The organism is Bacillus cereus group sp. BfR-BA-01331 (assembly GCF_022663915.1).
GTDB lineage: Bacteria > Bacillota > Bacilli > Bacillales > Bacillaceae_G > Bacillus_A > Bacillus_A mycoides.
Genome location: NZ_JAKUGJ010000001.1, coordinates 255,228 through 271,304, shown reverse-complemented (window position 1 = coordinate 271,304; position 16,077 = coordinate 255,228). Strand labels below are relative to the sequence as shown.

Here is a 16,077-nt window from a genome sequence, read left to right as displayed (position 1 = left end):
TCCCCTATTTAAAATGAGGTAAAAATGAGAAATGCCCTCTGTTAAGAGGGCATTTACTCTTAGCCTTGCTAGCGATATCAACCAAATCGTCCTGTAATGTAGTCTTCTGTACGCTTATCTGCAGGTGTTGTAAATAATTTGTTCGTATCTGTATATTCCACAACTTCTCCACTTAAGAAGAAAGCAGTTTTATCTGAAATTCGTGCTGCTTGTTGCATGTTGTGCGTTACGATAACAATACTAAAATCTTTCTTTAACTCCTGAATTAATTCTTCTACTTTTGATGTTGAAATTGGATCTAGCGCCGATGTTGGCTCATCCATTAAAATTACGTCTGGCTCAATCGCTAAGCAGCGTGCAATGCATAGACGTTGTTGCTGACCACCAGATAAACCGTATGCATTATCATGCAAACGATCTTTTAACTCATCCCAAATAGCTGCGCCGCGCAAGCTATTTTCAACAATTTCATCAAGTGTTTTTTTGTCACGAACACCATGGATTTTCGGACCATATGCTACATTTTCATAAATAGATTTTGGGAATGGATTTGGCTTTTGGAACACCATACCCACATGCGTACGTAATTCTTCAACTGGATATGATTTATCAAATATGTTTCGTTCTCTATATTCGATAACGCCCGTAGTTCGAACGATAGGCACTAACTCTACCATACGATTTAGCGTTTTTAAGTATGTTGATTTCCCACAACCACTTGGACCGATAATCGCTGTTACTTCATTCTCATGAATACTTAAGTTGATATCTTTTAAAGCATGGTCTTCTCCGTACCATAAATTTAAATTTTTCGTATCAAATACTATTTTTTTTGGTGCTGTCTCAATCTTTTTTTCATTTTTCACCTGTACATTTACTACTGTTGCTACCATTTGAATTCCCCTTTCATCCACTTCCAACTTATTTTCGATTTCGTAACCATAAGACAAATATATTTATAAAGAGCAACAATCCTAGCAAAACAATCATCCCAGCTGCTGCTACATACTGAAATTCTTCTTGTGGTCTACTCATCCAATTAAAAATTTGAATTGGTAAAACCGTAAATCTATCAAACATACTGAACGGAACATAATTTGCAAAGGCAAGGGCCCCAATAACTAATAATGGTGCTGCCTCACCAATTGCTCTCGATACCGCTAACGTACATCCCGTTACAATCCCTGGCAAAGCGACTGGCAATACAATTTGATACATCGTTTGCCATTTCGTAGCACCTAATCCGTAAGAAGCCTCTAGTAATGAGCTCGGCACAGTTCTAATCGCTTCTTGACTAGCTACAACAACAGTTGGTAAGACGAGTAAACTCATCGTCAGTGCCGCTGCCATTATGCTCTCTCCCAAATGGAGAGCGTATACGAAAATAGTTAACCCTAGTAAACCAAACACAACGGAAGGTACCCCTGCTAATGTTTGATTATTTAATTCAATCAACCTTTTAAAAACGGACTCCTTCGCATAATGCTCTAAATAAAGAGCTGTTCCGACTCCAAATATAAAAGAGACTGGTATAACAATGCTCATAAATAGTATTGTTCCTGACAAAGCAGCGACAATCCCAGCTTCTCTCGGATTACGTGAGGCGAAGTTTGTAAAGAAATCTATTGAAAGATAACTTATACCTTTTTCAAAAATTTGAAAAAGCAATATAAAAAGTATTACTACTGAAAACAAAATTGCTATATAAAACAAACACTTGTAAATCCGATCCTTTAAAAAACGCGACGCCATATTTTCTTGTATGTTCTTATGGTTTAACATTCGCATATTATGTCAACCTCCTAAAACGGCGCATAATATATTGCGAAATGATATTCATAATAAAAGTAAACATAAATAACGTTGCACCTACAGCATACATGCTGTAATAAGTAATCGTTCCATGCGGAGCATCACCTAAACTCACTTGTACAATATAGGCTGTTAATGTTTGAATAGAATGAGTCGGATCTATCGATACATTAGGTGTTGATCCAGCTGCAATAACAACAATCATCGTTTCACCAATTGCCCTGGAAGCTGCTAATATAATCGCTGCCATTATGCCCGTAAAAGCCGATGGAAACACCACTTGTTTTACCATCTCAAAACGAGTTGCTCCTAGCGCTAATGAGGCTTCTTTAATTCCTTTCGCTACAGCTCTCATCGCATCTTCAGAGAGAGACGCAATCGTCGGTATCATCATAAACCCTATAACAATACCTGGACTAATAGCATTAAAAAACTGCAAATCTGGTATAACCCGTTGTAAAAGTGGTGTGACAACTGTTAACGCGAAAAAACCATATACAATTGTCGGGATGCCTGCTAGTAGCTCTAACAACGGTTTTAATATTTTCCGAGCGCCATTCGAAGCGTATTCGCTTAAAAACACGGCACACCCTAAACCAATAGGAATTGCTACGAACATGGCAATTGCTGTTACAAGGATTGTTCCACATATAAGTGGTAATATACCGAATTTGGGATCTTCAAAAAAAGGTAACCATTCCTTCTCTGTCAAAAAAGAATACAATGATATCTTTTGAAAAAACATGATTGTTTCATTTGCCAACGTAATAATAATTCCAAGTGTCGTTACAATGGACACGCTAGCAATGGCTTTTAGTATTAACGGAACAATTCGATTGATTCGCTGCGTTTTTTTTCTTCTATTTGTATTTCTCTCAATCAAATGTTGTACAGAAAATGTAATTTGACTTTTGTCATTATGAGCCAAAGATGAAAACCCCTTTCCACCCTGACATTACCTTTTTATTTCTGTTAACATTCGCAGCTGTTCATTATATTTTTCTTTTGGTAATTTTACATATCCGACCTCTTCAGCAAGGCTTCCAACATGCTTAATCATAAACTCAACATAATTTGCTACATTAATTTTATTTCTGATAGATGCATGATTCACATACGTAAATAGCGGCCTAGATAATGGCTTATACGTACCCGACTGAATGGTCTCTTTCGTTGGAAATACACCATCCACCTGTATTGCTTTTACCTTATCTCGATTGGCCATATAATAAGCATATCCTACAAAAGCAATGGCATTTTTATCATTCATTACCCCTTGCATAATAACTTGATCGTCTTCAGACAAAGAAACCGTTTTTACAAGGCGATTATTTTGTAAGACAACATTTTGGAAATAATCATAAGTACCAGAGTCTACGCCTGGCGCATAAAATTTAACTTGTTCACGAGGCCATGATGAATGAATTTGTGACCATCGTTTCAATCTTCCATTTTCACTCCATAATAGACGTAACTCGTCTATCGTCATATTGTTTACCCACGTATTTTGACGATTCACAACAATCGTTAGACCGTCATAAGCAACCTCAAATGGTGTAAATTGAATGGATTTTTTCTGCATTGCATTTTCTTCTACCGGTTTCATCAATCTCGAAGCATTGTTTATATCTACTTCTCCTTTACTGAAACGATTAAATCCTCCCCCTGTCCCAGAAATACTAATAGAAATTTTCACGTTTGGATGGGCCTTTGTATATTCCTCTGCTACTGCCTCTATAATGGGGAAAACCGTTGAGGATCCATCAACTCTCACTTCTCCCATTTCATTTGTAGCGAATGCAGTAGACATATTAAAACAAAGGAAACATGTCGATAATGTCAAAACTTTAATCGATGTGCTCATCCATTTCACGTGTTCTTCCTCCTAGAAGTAACCGGAAATAACAGGATTACAGATATAAGAATACTGCTAAACTATTAATTCGGTTTTAATTATTTGTAAAAGTTTTGTAAAGTCCCACAAAAACAACTGTATACACAAACTTTATTTTCACTTTTGTACTTTAGATGCAGGAAATTTTCTAATCATCCATAAGGCGAAACTTTAATTAGTGGGGGTTTTGTTCATCCCCCCACTAATTATTAGCCCTCACCAATCGGGCGTTTACGGGCAGCAGGGCTCCCACCTAACTTCTTTGCTCCAGCTGAATTTTGAGGTGGGAGTTTTAACGCCCTCAAATGCGGGATAAAACTGCTATCGCCTATCACACACAACAAACTTAGAGCGTATGCACTAATCTTGTTGTGTTCATCGTTTTTGAAACTACATGTTTTTTCAATATTTTATGCTTGTCCACATTTACTAAACCATATGCGTAAGGCATAAAAAAAAGCACACTATCTTTTCAGATAGTGTGCTTTTTTTACAACTTTTTTATTCATCATCTTGATTTTTATTTTTTTGCGCTTTTTCATCTTGCGGAGCTTCACCAGTTAATGCTTGGTTTTTCAAATCAAAGTAAGCATCCATAATTTCACGACTAATATATCCATTAATACCAGTCTTATCATCATGTACCCACGGAACAACAACAGAGAATGCTACTTCTGGATCTTCGAGCGGGGCATAACCTACTAATGTTAAGTTATAAGTCTCCACACGCTGACCATCTGCTTTTTTACCAATCTCTTTATCTCCGCCATATACGGTTTGCGCTGTACCAGTTTTCCCTGCAGCTTTATATTTTGCACCAGTAAAGTATTTTGTAGCTGTACCACCTGTATCGTTAAACACTTGTCTAAATCCTTCTTGAACACGTTTAATTTGTGATTCAGGCATATCAACACGATTTAATACTTTCGGTTCCATGGATTGAACAACTTTTCCAACTTCCTCTGGCTTCGCCGATGGCTGACGAATTTCCTTTACAACTTGGGGTTGCATACGATATCCACCATTTGCAATCGTCGAAATATATTGCGCTAATTGAAGCGGTGTATACGTATCATACTGCCCGATTGATAAATCTAATAAGAAACCTGGTTGATTTCCTTTACCTATTTGACCAGCAGTTTCATTTGGCAAATCAATTCCTGTTTTCACACCAAGTCCAAACTGACCAAAATAGTAACGCATAGTATCGAACGCACTTTTCGGAATATCTAACGTACCGCCTCGTACATATGGAACCCCAGCGATATTCATCGCTGTTTTAAACATATAAACGTTTGAAGACTGTTTTAACGCTGTAAGGTCATTAATATACCCCATCTGTTTCCAAGATGACTTCGTAGGTGTCCCTTTTAATTTAATCGGTTCATCATACTGTACAGCTCCAGGTTGAATCGCACCAGTTTGATACCCCGTAAGTACTGTCGCACCTTTTACAGTTGAACCCATCGGATAAGAACTTGTCATCGTTCCTAATGCAAAATCATCTACTTTCGTTTCCCCGTCTTTATTCACTAATTGTTTCCCCGCCATAGATAAAACTTCACCATTTTTCGGGTTCATCATTACAACGAATGCACGGTCTAAAAGAGGTTCGCTCCCTTTAAATCTCATTAAGTTTTTTGTAAGAATTTCTTCTACGCGCTTTTGTAATTTCATATCAATCGTTAAATTCAGATCGTTACCTCGTTGTCCTTGTGACACATTAATAGTTTCTAAAATATTACCGTCTTTATCTGTAACATTTCTAACTTCAGCTTTTGTGCCGTGTAAACTATCTTCGTACTGTTGCTCAAGGTAACTTTTTCCTACACGATCGTTACGATTATAATCACGAACAAGATAGTGATCTAATCTTTCTCTCGGTAACCCTTCATCAGAAGAAGTTACACCACCAAGTACACTTCGGAACATATCGTCATACTTATATTTTCGCTCCCAGTCAACATTTGTATCTACACCTGGTAATTTCGCTAAATTTTCACTAATAATCGCGTATTCTTCCGGTGTTGCATTTTTTTTAACGATTTGCGGCGTCATTGCATATCCGCTTTCCATCTTACTTTTGATCGCCAATATTTCTAAATCTTTTGCTGACAGTTGATTAATCTCTTCTTCTGTTACACGATTTCGTTGACGTTCATCTAGTTCTTTATCGTCAATTTTATTCACTTTAAACTCTTCACGATCTTTTTTTGTGATTTTTGCTTCTGCTTCTTCTTTATGTAAAGCAAGCCAATAATCTTTCTTATCGCGATCTGTTAACTTATCTGTTGGGACTTCAATTAAATCTGCTAACTTTTTCGCCGTCTCTAAGCGATCTGCTGCAGTTGATCCCTTCATTTTTGTAAATGTAATTGTACGAATAGGCTCATTATCTACGACCGCTTCTCCATTACGATCAAATATTTTCCCGCGTGGTACAGGATTACTTATCGTTGAGTTTTCTTTTTTCTCAACTTCATTTTTATATTCCTCACCACGAACAATTTGTACGTATCCAAGCCTTACAATAACCGCGGAGAACATTAAAAACACGCAAAAAAACAACACGTTTAACCGAAAAGGAACGTGGGTCTTTTTCTTTTGTTGTTTCTGCTTCTTGCTCATACAAACCCCCTCTACCAACAGCTATGTAATGTGAAAGGGACACCTTCATACAGGTGCCCTCACTGCTGTCTTACATCTTTTTCTATTCTAGCATAAAACACGCGATAAGTTAACCTTCTGGTTCAGTTTGATTCTGCGTGCTTCCTTGCGCTACAACACTGGTTTTGTTCACATTCCCCTCATCATATTTGACATTTTTAACTGCAAAATAAATAAGAAAATGTCCAGCTCCTAAAATACATAGTAAGAAAGGTAAACTTTTTTCAGGCGGAAAAAATATGACAGCACATAAAAAACTTAAAATGGAACAAATTCTTCCGGCATTTAACCATAATTCCCTGACCACTATATATTCTACACGCCATTCTCTCGCCTGTTTTGCTCTACCAATTACATCGTATGTCATTGAGCCGTACGGAACGAGTAAAATCGGATATGCAACCGCAATACATGCTGCATAAATAAGTAATTTCGTATATGTAACATTAAAAATAACTAAAAATACAACCGCGTATAAAATAATACCGCCAAGTAAAATTGCTTTTTTTCGCCATTCTTTCTTTAACATACGAGCAACTAAATAATAGCATACAAATGATACTGCAGAATTCACTAAACTATATTTCCCTAGTGCTAACTCGCTACCAGATGCTAAATAGACATATACCGAAATAACGAAAATAAACGTTCCCTCTCTCAAACCTTGGAAGAAATGAGCGCGCGTAATTCTTCCCCAGTTTTCATCAACTTGCCGCTCTTTCAATACTTGCACAATTTCATAGCGTCCTTCACATTCCCTCTTCGATAAAAAAAAGCTTAGAACGACTGCAACCGCAAATAGCATTAACGAGAGGAAGAAAATGACAGTATAACCACTCCATTTTTCCATACGTGAAATTGTATATCCTGCTGCTATCGGTCCAATCATTCCAGAGAACGATGTAAGAAGTCCTAGAAAACCGTTAAAAAAATCTCTTGTTTCTGGTTCTGTAATCTCAAATGTTAACAAGTTAAAAGCGAGCCAATAAAAACCATAACCAACTCCTAAAAGAGCTCCCATTAATAAAATATAGTGAGATGCACTTTTTCCCGCTACTAAAACGACGATAAAAAAAACAGCTAACGTGCCTACACCGATTCTCAATAAAATCGAGCGATCAATACGTTTCGCTAATTTCCCGCCCACAAGAAATGTTAGAGGCTGCAATACAACGCTGGCCAAATTATACAAGCCCAGATTCACATAATTTTGTGTTTGCTTCCATAAATAAATGTTTACAAACGTATTCGATAAAGAAATTGCGAGCGTGTATAAACCTCCTATAACGAGCAATAATACTAAATCCCGATTCACTTCAACATCACCGATTACATGTTTCCACTTCATACACAACTCTCCTTTACTTCATGTTCTAGTCTTCCAAAGACAAGCTCAATTATGTAAAAGGAGAACATAGAAAAAAGCTAGGAGAAAACCCCCTAGCTTTTTTCTAGCTGTATTAACTTTAATTATTTTGCTTCTTGGTAAAGTTTTTCAGCAACGTTCCAATCTACAACGTTCCAGAATGCACCGATGTAGTCAGGACGACGGTTTTGGTAATTTAAGTAGTAAGCATGCTCCCAAACATCTAAACCGATAACTGGAGTTTTACCTTCAGTTAGAGGAGAATCTTGGTTTGGAGTGCTTGTTACTTCTAACTCACCATTGTTTACTACTAACCAAGCCCAACCAGAACCGAAGCGAGTTGCGCCAGCTTTTGCGAATTCTGCTTTGAATGCATCGAAGCTACCGAATTTCGCTTCAATCGCAGTTGCAAGTTCGCCTACTGGTTGTCCCCCGCCGTTTGGAGATAGGATTGTCCAGAAGAATGTATGGTTAGCATGTCCGCCACCATTGTTACGTACTGCTGTACGGATTGCTTCAGGTACTTCGTTTAAGTTTGCAACTAATTCTTCAACGCTTTTGTCAGCTAATTCTGCATGACCTTCTAAAGCAGCGTTTAAGTTTGTAATATACGTGTTGTGATGTTTTGTATGATGGATGTTCATTGTTTCTTTATCAAAGTGAGGTTCTAAAGCATCATACGCATAAGGTAAATTTGGTAATTCGTGTTTTGCCATTGTTATATTCCTCCCGGTTTATGTATTGTCACTACATATGTGACCTACAACTTCATTCTACCCTAATTGCCATAGGGTGCAAACAAATAAATCGCTTTGTCTTGCTATCATTAAAGTAGCAAAATTCCCACTTCTTTTCAATTAAAATGCTCATATATTCCGAAAAAAAGCTTCCTTCTACAAGGAAGCTTCCTGCTGACATAATAAACATATGAAATGGATATGGACCCTGTAGGACTCGAACCTACGACCGGACGGTTATGAGCCGTCTGCTCTAACCAACTGAGCTAAGGGTCCACGATTATGTATGTACCATTAAAAACAACTAAATTCCAATCGGATATATCGTTTGAAAAATGTAAGATAAATTTACCATATACGAAAGAAAAGTGTCAATTGTATTTTTCTCTACTAAAAGAAGTAAATTAATAAGAAGGAATTTAGTCTTCTCTACTATATGTAAATATAATATATCTTGAGCTTCTCTAGATTCGTACGTTACAATGATTTTATACATACATAAAGGAAGTGAATCTATGTCCATTTTTACACAGCTAGCAAAAAGCGTATATTCGCCTAAAGATATGGCGCTTTTCCGTTTTCAAAAAATCGGTAAAACCATTTTGTATATTATGCTTCTTTGCCTAATCACTACTATTCCAAGAACTTTCTTGTACGGTAGCGTTATTCAAGATGGTGTTAACATGGTAAATAAAGTAATCGAAAAAGATTTACCTGATTTTAAAATTGAAAATGGCGAGCTAACAGCTGATATTGATCAACCTATCGAAAAAGAAGATGGAAATGCCCTTTTCGTATTTGATCCAAATTCAACAGACTTAGAAAAATATCAAAATAAAACAGGTTTATTTGTTTTAAAAGATAAAGTAGTCTCCATGGGGAATGGTCAAACACAAACATACTCCTATAATGACTTATTAGGCGCATCTCTTGAGAAAAAAGATTTACAAGATTTCATTTCGTTATTTGACAGTATTTATCCAATCTTATTATTCGTTATTGGGTTCTTACTGTACTTGTTCCAATTATTTATTACCTTTGTAGGAGTTACATTGCTTGCCTTCATCGGTTCTGCGATGAGCGGTCAACGCAAATTATCTTATAAACAAGTTTGGACATTAACTGCTTACAGCTACACAATTCCAACAATCTTCTTTATGATTATGGATTTATTCAAAATAAACGTACCTGGCGCAACATTCATTTACATTGCAGTTGTTTTAATCGTTCTATACTTAACAATTAAAGAAGTTCCAAAGCCGAAAGAAAAACAAGAACTATAAAAAAAAATGCCTAAATAGGCATTTTTTTTTTGGACAAGCATATATTCCTAGCAAAGGAGTGAAGGATATGAAGAGATTAGGTGTACTCTTATTCGTGCTTGTCCTCGGTTATATATTTTATTACGACATAAAAATCGGTACTTTACCGATGTTAAGTTCATACAAAAAAACATCTGCTGCCCAAACGATAAAAAAAGAAAATACAGATACAAAACAAAATAAAGAGAAAGAAACAGAAAAAGAAAAAGAAACGGATACAGCTTATAAAGCAATCGAAGTAAAAACTGGCGATACAGTTCTTTCTATTACAGAAGCTATTAATAAGAAAAAAATTCCTTCTATTGAAAAAGTAATTGATGATTTTAAGCAATTAAATAAAAATACATCTGCTACAAAAATCCAAGTTGGAAAGTCTTATAAATTCCCCTTATATCAATAAGCAATCACTTAATCCTTGTCAATTACATAAAAGCGCTGATACAATAGTAAAAGTGAAACCGAGTACTTTGGTTTCTATAGCCCTTTCTCACACATACTATCATTGATGTAAGGGACTAAAATAAGAAACTTCTTTTATAAGGAGAGCGATCAATTCGTGAATGAAATAACTCAACGCACAAAAACACGTCCAGTTAAAGTCGGTAATTTAACAATTGGCGGTAACAATGAATTAATTATACAAAGTATGACGACAACAAAAACGCATGATGTTGAGGCTACAGTTGCTGAAATTAAACGTTTAGAAGAAGCTGGCTGTCAAGTTGTTCGTGTTGCTGTTCCAGACGAACGCGCAGCAAATGCTATTGCTGATATTAAAAAACAAATCAACATTCCACTTGTTGCTGATATTCATTTTGATTACCGCCTTGCTTTAAAAGCAATCGAAGGCGGCATTGATAAAGTACGTATCAATCCAGGTAACATTGGACGTCGCCATAAAGTAGAAGCTGTTGTAAATGCAGCGAAAGAGCGTGGCATTCCAATCCGTATCGGTGTAAATGCCGGCTCATTAGAACGTCATATTTTAGAAAAGTATGGATATCCAACTGCTGATGGTATGGTCGAGAGCGCACTGCACCATATTAAAATTTTAGAGGACTTAGATTTCCACGATATTATCGTATCAATGAAAGCCTCTGATGTTAACTTAGCAATTGAAGCATACGAAAAAGCTGCTCGCGCTTTTGATTATCCATTACATTTAGGTATTACAGAATCAGGAACATTGTTTGCTGGGACTGTAAAAAGCGCCGCCGGTCTTGGAGCAATTTTAAGTAAAGGCATCGGAAATACACTTCGTATCTCTTTAAGCGCTGATCCAGTTGAAGAAGTAAAAGTTGCACGTGAACTATTAAAATCATTCGGTCTTGCATCTAATGCCGCAACACTTATTTCTTGTCCAACTTGTGGTCGTATTGAAATCGACCTAATTAGCATTGCTAATGAAGTCGAAGAATACATCTCCACACTTAAAGTTCCAATTAAGGTTGCAGTACTCGGCTGTGCCGTAAACGGTCCTGGTGAAGCTCGTGAAGCTGACATCGGTATTGCCGGTGCACGCGGAGAAGGTTTATTATTCCGTAAAGGGCAAGTCGTTCGTAAAGTACCAGAAGAAACAATGGTAGAAGAACTGAAAAAAGAAATTGATGTAATCGCTGCTGAAATGGCTGCCGAACGAGAAAAAGAAAAAGAAAAACAAGAACAATAAAAAAAAGGTTGCCACAATTTTTGTGAGCAACCTTTTTTTACATTCAAATTAAAAACTCGTCAGTTATATAACTGACGAGCCCTCTCATTTTGCACATTTTGGGCAACGACCATATATTTCAAACTTATGCCCCGTTACCTCATAGCCTTTAAAATCTTTATTCATAAAATCCATCGGGCAGGAATTAATCTCTTTTGTACCACCACAATCTAAACAAATGAAATGATGATGATGTTCCATAATGGAGCATGTAAAACGGAAATGCTTTTCACCATTTAATTCCGTTTGCTCTAAAACACCGACTTCAGCAAAAACCGTTAAGTTACGATAAATCGTATCAAAACTAAGTCCTGGATAATCACCCTTCATATGCTCTAAAACATCTTTCGCAGTTAAATAACGATTATGAGCTGCGAATAACCTCAGCATTTCTTCCCTTTTCCCTGTATGTTTGTATCCCTTTTCCTTCATTAGGCGTAAAGCTTCTGTTAGATTCATACCTATCCCTACTTTATGCAGTTTTTTTCTTTTTCCATAAAATTGCACCAATTAAAATAAGAACCGCTATCATAACAATTGTACCACCTGGAGCTAAATCAAGTTGATACGAAGCAAACATTCCACCAATTACTGCAATTTCACCAAATAAAATGGAAAAGAAAATTGTTTGTTTAAATCCTTTTGCAATACGAATACTTGCTGCAACTGGTAACGTCATTAAAGATGATACGAGAAGAACACCTACAACACGCATTGATACCGCAATTACAAGAGCAACTAATATAATGAAGATAAAGTGAATCCACTTTGCACTTAAACCGGTTGATACAGCGTATTCCTCATCAAATGATAGTAAAAACAACTCTTTGTATAATAAAACAATCGTCGCAATAACAACAATTGCTACTATACCAATAATAATTAAATCCGCACTTGTTACAGCACTTACACTACCAAATAAATAACTAAATAAATCCGTATTGAATCCATTAGCAAGTGAGATGAAGATAACTCCAATCCCCATCCCTGCTGAAAGTATAATCGGGATTGCTAACTCTTGATAATGTTTATATACAGTACGTAATTTTTCAATTAGCAATGCTCCACCGATTGAAAAAAACATCCCCATATATAAAGGGTTTAAAAACCCACCGGTAAAGATTGTCTTTTCAAGTAATAAACTTGCTGCAATTCCTGATAACGTCACATGACTTAATGCATCCGCAATAAGCGACATGCGGCGAATTACAACGAACACGCCGATAAGTGGTGCGACAAGCCCTATTAAAATACCAGCGTATAAGGAATTACGTAAAAAATCATATTGTAAAAAATCCTGTATCATTATATCCTCCCGTGATGCCCATGTTCATGTTCTAAGCGATGAACATGATGTCCATATAAAATCGACATTTCTGCATCTTCTAACTCTCGGAATTTCTCTACATTCCCATGGAAATGTAAATGCTGATTCAAACATGCAACATGCGTCACCTTCTCTGTTACAGCACCCATATCGTGCGTAACAAGAATTAACGTAATTCCCAATCTTTTGTTTAAATCCTCTAGTATCTCATAAAAACTTGCCACATTCTTCACATCAATCCCAACAGTAGGCTCGTCCAAAATAAGCAATTCCGGATCACTTACAAGTGCACGAGCAATAAATACACGCTGTTGTTGTCCGCCAGAAAGTTCTCCAATGTTGCGACCTCGAAACTCGCTCATACCTACATCAGCAATCGCTTTTTCTACTTTCGCATTATCGTCTTTCGTAAAAAAGCGAAAAAGCCCTTTTTTCGAAACGAGCCCCATTGAAACAACCTCGAAAACAGTTGCCGGGAAACCTGAGTTAAAGCTACTTGCCTTTTGGGATACATAACCAACTTTATTCCACTCTTTAAATTTCTTACTATCAATGCCAAACAATCTAATACTTCCTTGCTTTGGTTTTAAAACACCCAATAAGCATTTAAGTAAAGTCGATTTCCCTGAACCATTCGGTCCAACTAAACCTAAAAAAGCTCCCTTCGGAACTTGCAAATTAATATCTTCTAACACGTTGCGATCTTCATACCGAAACGTTAATCCTTCTATTTCCAATATATTATTCATAGCATCTCACCTATTTTAATTCAGAATGATTCCGATTTATCTCTATTTGAATTATAGTACAGCTTATTATAGTTGTAAACCAATCTGCCTAAAATATATTCTTTATTTCAAGAAACCTTATTATTATAACAAAAAGCAGAGAAGAATTCTCTGCTTTCAAAAGATATTACAATTAACTTTTTAGTGAATTGCTGATTTAAACTTACCACCATTTGTCTCTTGTGTATTCATAATCGTAACAAATGCGTTTTCATCAATTTCATGCACAATTGATTTTAACTTCGTCACTTCCAGACGTGTTACAACTGCATAAATAACTTCTTTTTCTTTATCTGTATAGCCACCTTTAGCAACAAGTTTTGTTGTTCCACGACCAAGGCGGTGTAAAATTGCATTTGATACTTCCTCATATTGATCCGATACTATTAAAACTGCTTTCGTTTCGTCTAATCCTTGAATTACCGTATCAATTGTTTTGAATGCGATATAGTACGTCATAACAGAATACATCGCTTGTTCAACACCAAAAACAAATGCTGCCCATGCAAAAATGAATAAGTTCACAAACATTACGAATTCACCAACAGAAAACGGTAATTTCTTCGTTAATAGAATTCCCATAATCTCGGTCCCGTCTAACGATCCACCATGACGAATAACAAGTCCTACACCAATCCCTAAAATAAGACCGCCGAAAACTGTTGCTAAAATCGGCTCTGTTGTAAATGGCGGGATAGCATGCAACGTTGATTCAATAAATGCTAAAGCTACAATTCCAAATGCTGAAGATAACATGAATGTTTTTCCAATTTGCTTATACCCGGAGTACATAAAAGGAATGTTGAGGATAACAACTAAAGTAGAAAAGCTTAACCACCAAATATTAGGAGTAAGATAATCTAATATAAGAGAAATACCAATAATTCCACCATCAATAATTTTATTTGGCATTAAAAACAGTTCAATCGCTACCGCCGCACACGCTGCCCCAAAGACAATCATAACTAAACGATATACAAGATGAATAACACTTTCTTTTCGATGTTGCTTTTTTTCCATAAGTCCTCCTTATACTCTTTATCTATAGTTTTGTTCTTATATTATAACATAAGCTTCTTTTCCCCATTGAAAAAATGCACCTTGATACGAATATGTACAAGCTATGCGTACATATATTTCGATAGAAGAACGTGTGAAGGAGGACAACACGATGAACCTCATTAAACAAATTGTGAACAAAAAATTAAATCATATTTCTACAAAAGAACTATTGAAATATAGTAAAGAATACGAAGTTCCAATCACAACTGCACAAGCTGATAAAATCGTTTTACTTATGAAAGGGAAAAACATTAACATTTACGATAATACCGAGCGACTAGATTTGTTAAAACAAATCGCTAAAGTAACTACTCCTGCCACTGCCCAACAAGTAAATATTTTATTTCAGCAGCTATTAAAATAAGGAGGGGAAAATCCCCTCCTTATTGCGCTTTAATTTTTTCAAGAATTCCTTCATCAAAAGTACCATTTTTCAGCATTTCGATTTCTAATTTATATGGTGGCTTCTTATCTTTTTTATCTTCACCTACATACGGCGTTTCAAGAATTTTTGGTACGTGCGTAAGTTGTGGGTGATGCACAATGTGATGCAATGCCTTATAGCCAATATGACCAAAACCAATATTTTCATGACGGTCTTTTCCAGCTCCGCGTACATTTTTGCTATCGTTAATATGAAGTACTTGTAAACGATTTATCCCAACAATTTTATCAAATTCGTTTAACACACCGTCAAAATCATTTACAAGGTCATAACCTGCATCATGCGTATGACACGTATCAAAACATACAGATAGTTTTTCATTATATTTCACACCATCAATAATTTTCGCAATTTCTTCAAAGCTACGACCGCATTCCGTTCCCTTTCCTGCCATCGTTTCTAACGCAATGTTAACCGTCTGCTCTGGCGTTAATACTTCATTAAGCCCTTTAATAATTTGTTGAATACCAGCATCCGCTCCTGCACCAACGTGCGCACCTGGGTGAAGAACGATTTGTTTCGCTACACCTAATGCCGATGTTCTTTCAATTTCCATGCGAAGGAAGTCTACACCTAATTGGAATGTTTCTGGCTTCGTCGTATTCCCAAGATTAATAATGTATGGCGCATGTACGATAATTTCTTCAATACCGTTTAGTTCCATATGTTTTCTTCCTGCTTCTATGTTCAATTCTTCAATTGGTTTTCTTCGTGTATTTTGCGGTGCACCTGTATAAATCATAAACGTCGTTGCACCGTATGAAACAGCCTCTTCACTTGCTGCTAATAACATTTTCTTACCACTCATAGAAACATGAGATCCAATCTTTAACATACAATCACCTCTTCAATATACAATAGATATAATGATAGCATAATTTGTAGAAATATGTAGCGAATTGTTTGTTCACACAAAAGGCACTACATAAATTAAACAGACTATTCAAAC

18 protein-coding genes and 1 tRNA gene are annotated in these 16,077 nt (G+C 36.2%); 4 read left to right on the top strand and 15 right to left on the bottom strand.

The window, feature by feature from the left end:
- Positions 1–77: 77 nt before the first annotated feature.
- The 10 genes from pstB to MR155_RS01300 all read right to left on the bottom strand — a co-directional run bounded on the left by pstB (position 78) and on the right by MR155_RS01300 (position 8,972).
- Complete coding sequence (gene pstB / locus MR155_RS01340; RefSeq protein ID WP_002088644.1) at positions 78–893, bottom strand: phosphate ABC transporter ATP-binding protein; 816 nt, start codon at positions 891–893, stop codon at positions 78–80.
- Positions 894–921: 28 nt separating this feature from the next.
- On the bottom strand, positions 922–1,788 hold the full coding sequence (pstA, locus tag MR155_RS01335) for a phosphate ABC transporter permease PstA (RefSeq protein ID WP_219303547.1): 867 nt from the start codon (positions 1,786–1,788) through the stop codon (positions 922–924).
- 1 nt (position 1,789) lies between these two features.
- Positions 1,790–2,740 carry a phosphate ABC transporter permease subunit PstC gene (gene pstC, locus MR155_RS01330; RefSeq protein ID WP_002088646.1) on the bottom strand — a complete coding sequence of 317 codons (951 nt, stop codon included), beginning with the start codon at positions 2,738–2,740 and terminating at the stop codon, positions 1,790–1,792.
- 27 nt (positions 2,741–2,767) lie between these two features.
- A complete protein-coding gene (locus MR155_RS01325; RefSeq protein ID WP_219303548.1) occupies positions 2,768–3,685 on the bottom strand; it encodes a PstS family phosphate ABC transporter substrate-binding protein in 918 nt (305 codons plus the stop codon).
- Between the two features lie 230 nt (positions 3,686–3,915).
- A complete protein-coding gene (locus MR155_RS31745; protein ID WP_277958616.1) occupies positions 3,916–4,041 on the bottom strand; it encodes a hypothetical protein in 126 nt (41 codons plus the stop codon).
- Positions 4,042–4,207: 166 nt separating this feature from the next.
- Complete coding sequence (locus tag MR155_RS01320; protein WP_113935591.1) at positions 4,208–6,334, bottom strand: peptidoglycan D,D-transpeptidase FtsI family protein; 2,127 nt, start codon at positions 6,332–6,334, stop codon at positions 4,208–4,210.
- A gap of 109 nt (positions 6,335–6,443) precedes the next feature.
- Complete coding sequence (locus MR155_RS01315; RefSeq protein WP_219303549.1) at positions 6,444–7,721, bottom strand: MFS transporter; 1,278 nt, start codon at positions 7,719–7,721, stop codon at positions 6,444–6,446.
- 122 nt (positions 7,722–7,843) lie between these two features.
- On the bottom strand, positions 7,844–8,455 hold the full coding sequence (gene sodA / locus MR155_RS01310) for a superoxide dismutase [Mn] (protein WP_001052029.1): 612 nt from the start codon (positions 8,453–8,455) through the stop codon (positions 7,844–7,846).
- Positions 8,456–8,678: 223 nt separating this feature from the next.
- Positions 8,679–8,752: transfer RNA gene (locus tag MR155_RS01305), tRNA-Ile, on the bottom strand.
- 28 nt (positions 8,753–8,780) lie between these two features.
- Positions 8,781–8,972 carry a hypothetical protein gene (locus MR155_RS01300; RefSeq protein WP_033728250.1) on the bottom strand — a complete coding sequence of 64 codons (192 nt, stop codon included), beginning with the start codon at positions 8,970–8,972 and terminating at the stop codon, positions 8,781–8,783.
- A gap of 19 nt (positions 8,973–8,991) precedes the next feature.
- Between MR155_RS01300 and yqgB the strand changes: the two genes are divergently transcribed.
- The 3 genes from yqgB to ispG all read left to right on the top strand — a co-directional run bounded on the left by yqgB (position 8,992) and on the right by ispG (position 11,467).
- Positions 8,992–9,759 (top strand): protein YqgB, encoded by a 768-nt coding sequence (gene yqgB, locus MR155_RS01295; protein WP_002034056.1) that lies wholly within the window; start codon positions 8,992–8,994, stop codon positions 9,757–9,759.
- 67 nt (positions 9,760–9,826) lie between these two features.
- Entirely contained in the window at positions 9,827–10,198 is a 372-nt protein-coding gene (locus tag MR155_RS01290; RefSeq protein WP_002088653.1) for a hypothetical protein, read from the top strand.
- Positions 10,199–10,354: 156 nt separating this feature from the next.
- A complete protein-coding gene (ispG, locus tag MR155_RS01285; RefSeq protein WP_219303551.1) occupies positions 10,355–11,467 on the top strand; it encodes a flavodoxin-dependent (E)-4-hydroxy-3-methylbut-2-enyl-diphosphate synthase in 1,113 nt (370 codons plus the stop codon).
- 84 nt (positions 11,468–11,551) lie between these two features.
- Here the strand turns inward: ispG and MR155_RS01280 are convergent, their stop codons facing one another.
- The 4 genes from MR155_RS01280 to MR155_RS01265 all read right to left on the bottom strand — a co-directional run bounded on the left by MR155_RS01280 (position 11,552) and on the right by MR155_RS01265 (position 14,641).
- The gene (locus MR155_RS01280; RefSeq protein ID WP_002015164.1) at positions 11,552–11,965 is read right to left on the bottom strand and encodes a Fur family transcriptional regulator; all 414 of its coding nucleotides are present in this window, start codon (positions 11,963–11,965) and stop codon (positions 11,552–11,554) included.
- A 13-nt stretch (positions 11,966–11,978) separates the two neighbouring features.
- Positions 11,979–12,812 (bottom strand): metal ABC transporter permease, encoded by an 834-nt coding sequence (locus tag MR155_RS01275; RefSeq protein ID WP_002015165.1) that lies wholly within the window; start codon positions 12,810–12,812, stop codon positions 11,979–11,981.
- Complete coding sequence (locus MR155_RS01270; protein WP_002015167.1) at positions 12,812–13,582, bottom strand: metal ABC transporter ATP-binding protein; 771 nt, start codon at positions 13,580–13,582, stop codon at positions 12,812–12,814. The genes MR155_RS01275 and MR155_RS01270 overlap by 1 nt, the downstream gene beginning before the upstream one ends.
- 180 nt (positions 13,583–13,762) lie before the next feature.
- Positions 13,763–14,641, bottom strand: coding sequence for a YitT family protein (locus MR155_RS01265; protein ID WP_002015168.1), 879 nt, complete (start codon positions 14,639–14,641; stop codon positions 13,763–13,765).
- A gap of 151 nt (positions 14,642–14,792) precedes the next feature.
- Between MR155_RS01265 and MR155_RS01260 the strand changes: the two genes are divergently transcribed.
- Positions 14,793–15,047, top strand: coding sequence for a DUF2624 domain-containing protein (locus tag MR155_RS01260; RefSeq protein WP_002088657.1), 255 nt, complete (start codon positions 14,793–14,795; stop codon positions 15,045–15,047).
- Positions 15,048–15,066: 19 nt separating this feature from the next.
- Here the strand turns inward: MR155_RS01260 and MR155_RS01255 are convergent, their stop codons facing one another.
- Positions 15,067–15,963, bottom strand: a complete 897-nt coding sequence (locus tag MR155_RS01255; RefSeq protein ID WP_002088660.1) for a deoxyribonuclease IV — start codon at positions 15,961–15,963, stop codon at positions 15,067–15,069.
- Between the last annotated feature and the right edge of the window lie 114 nt (positions 15,964–16,077).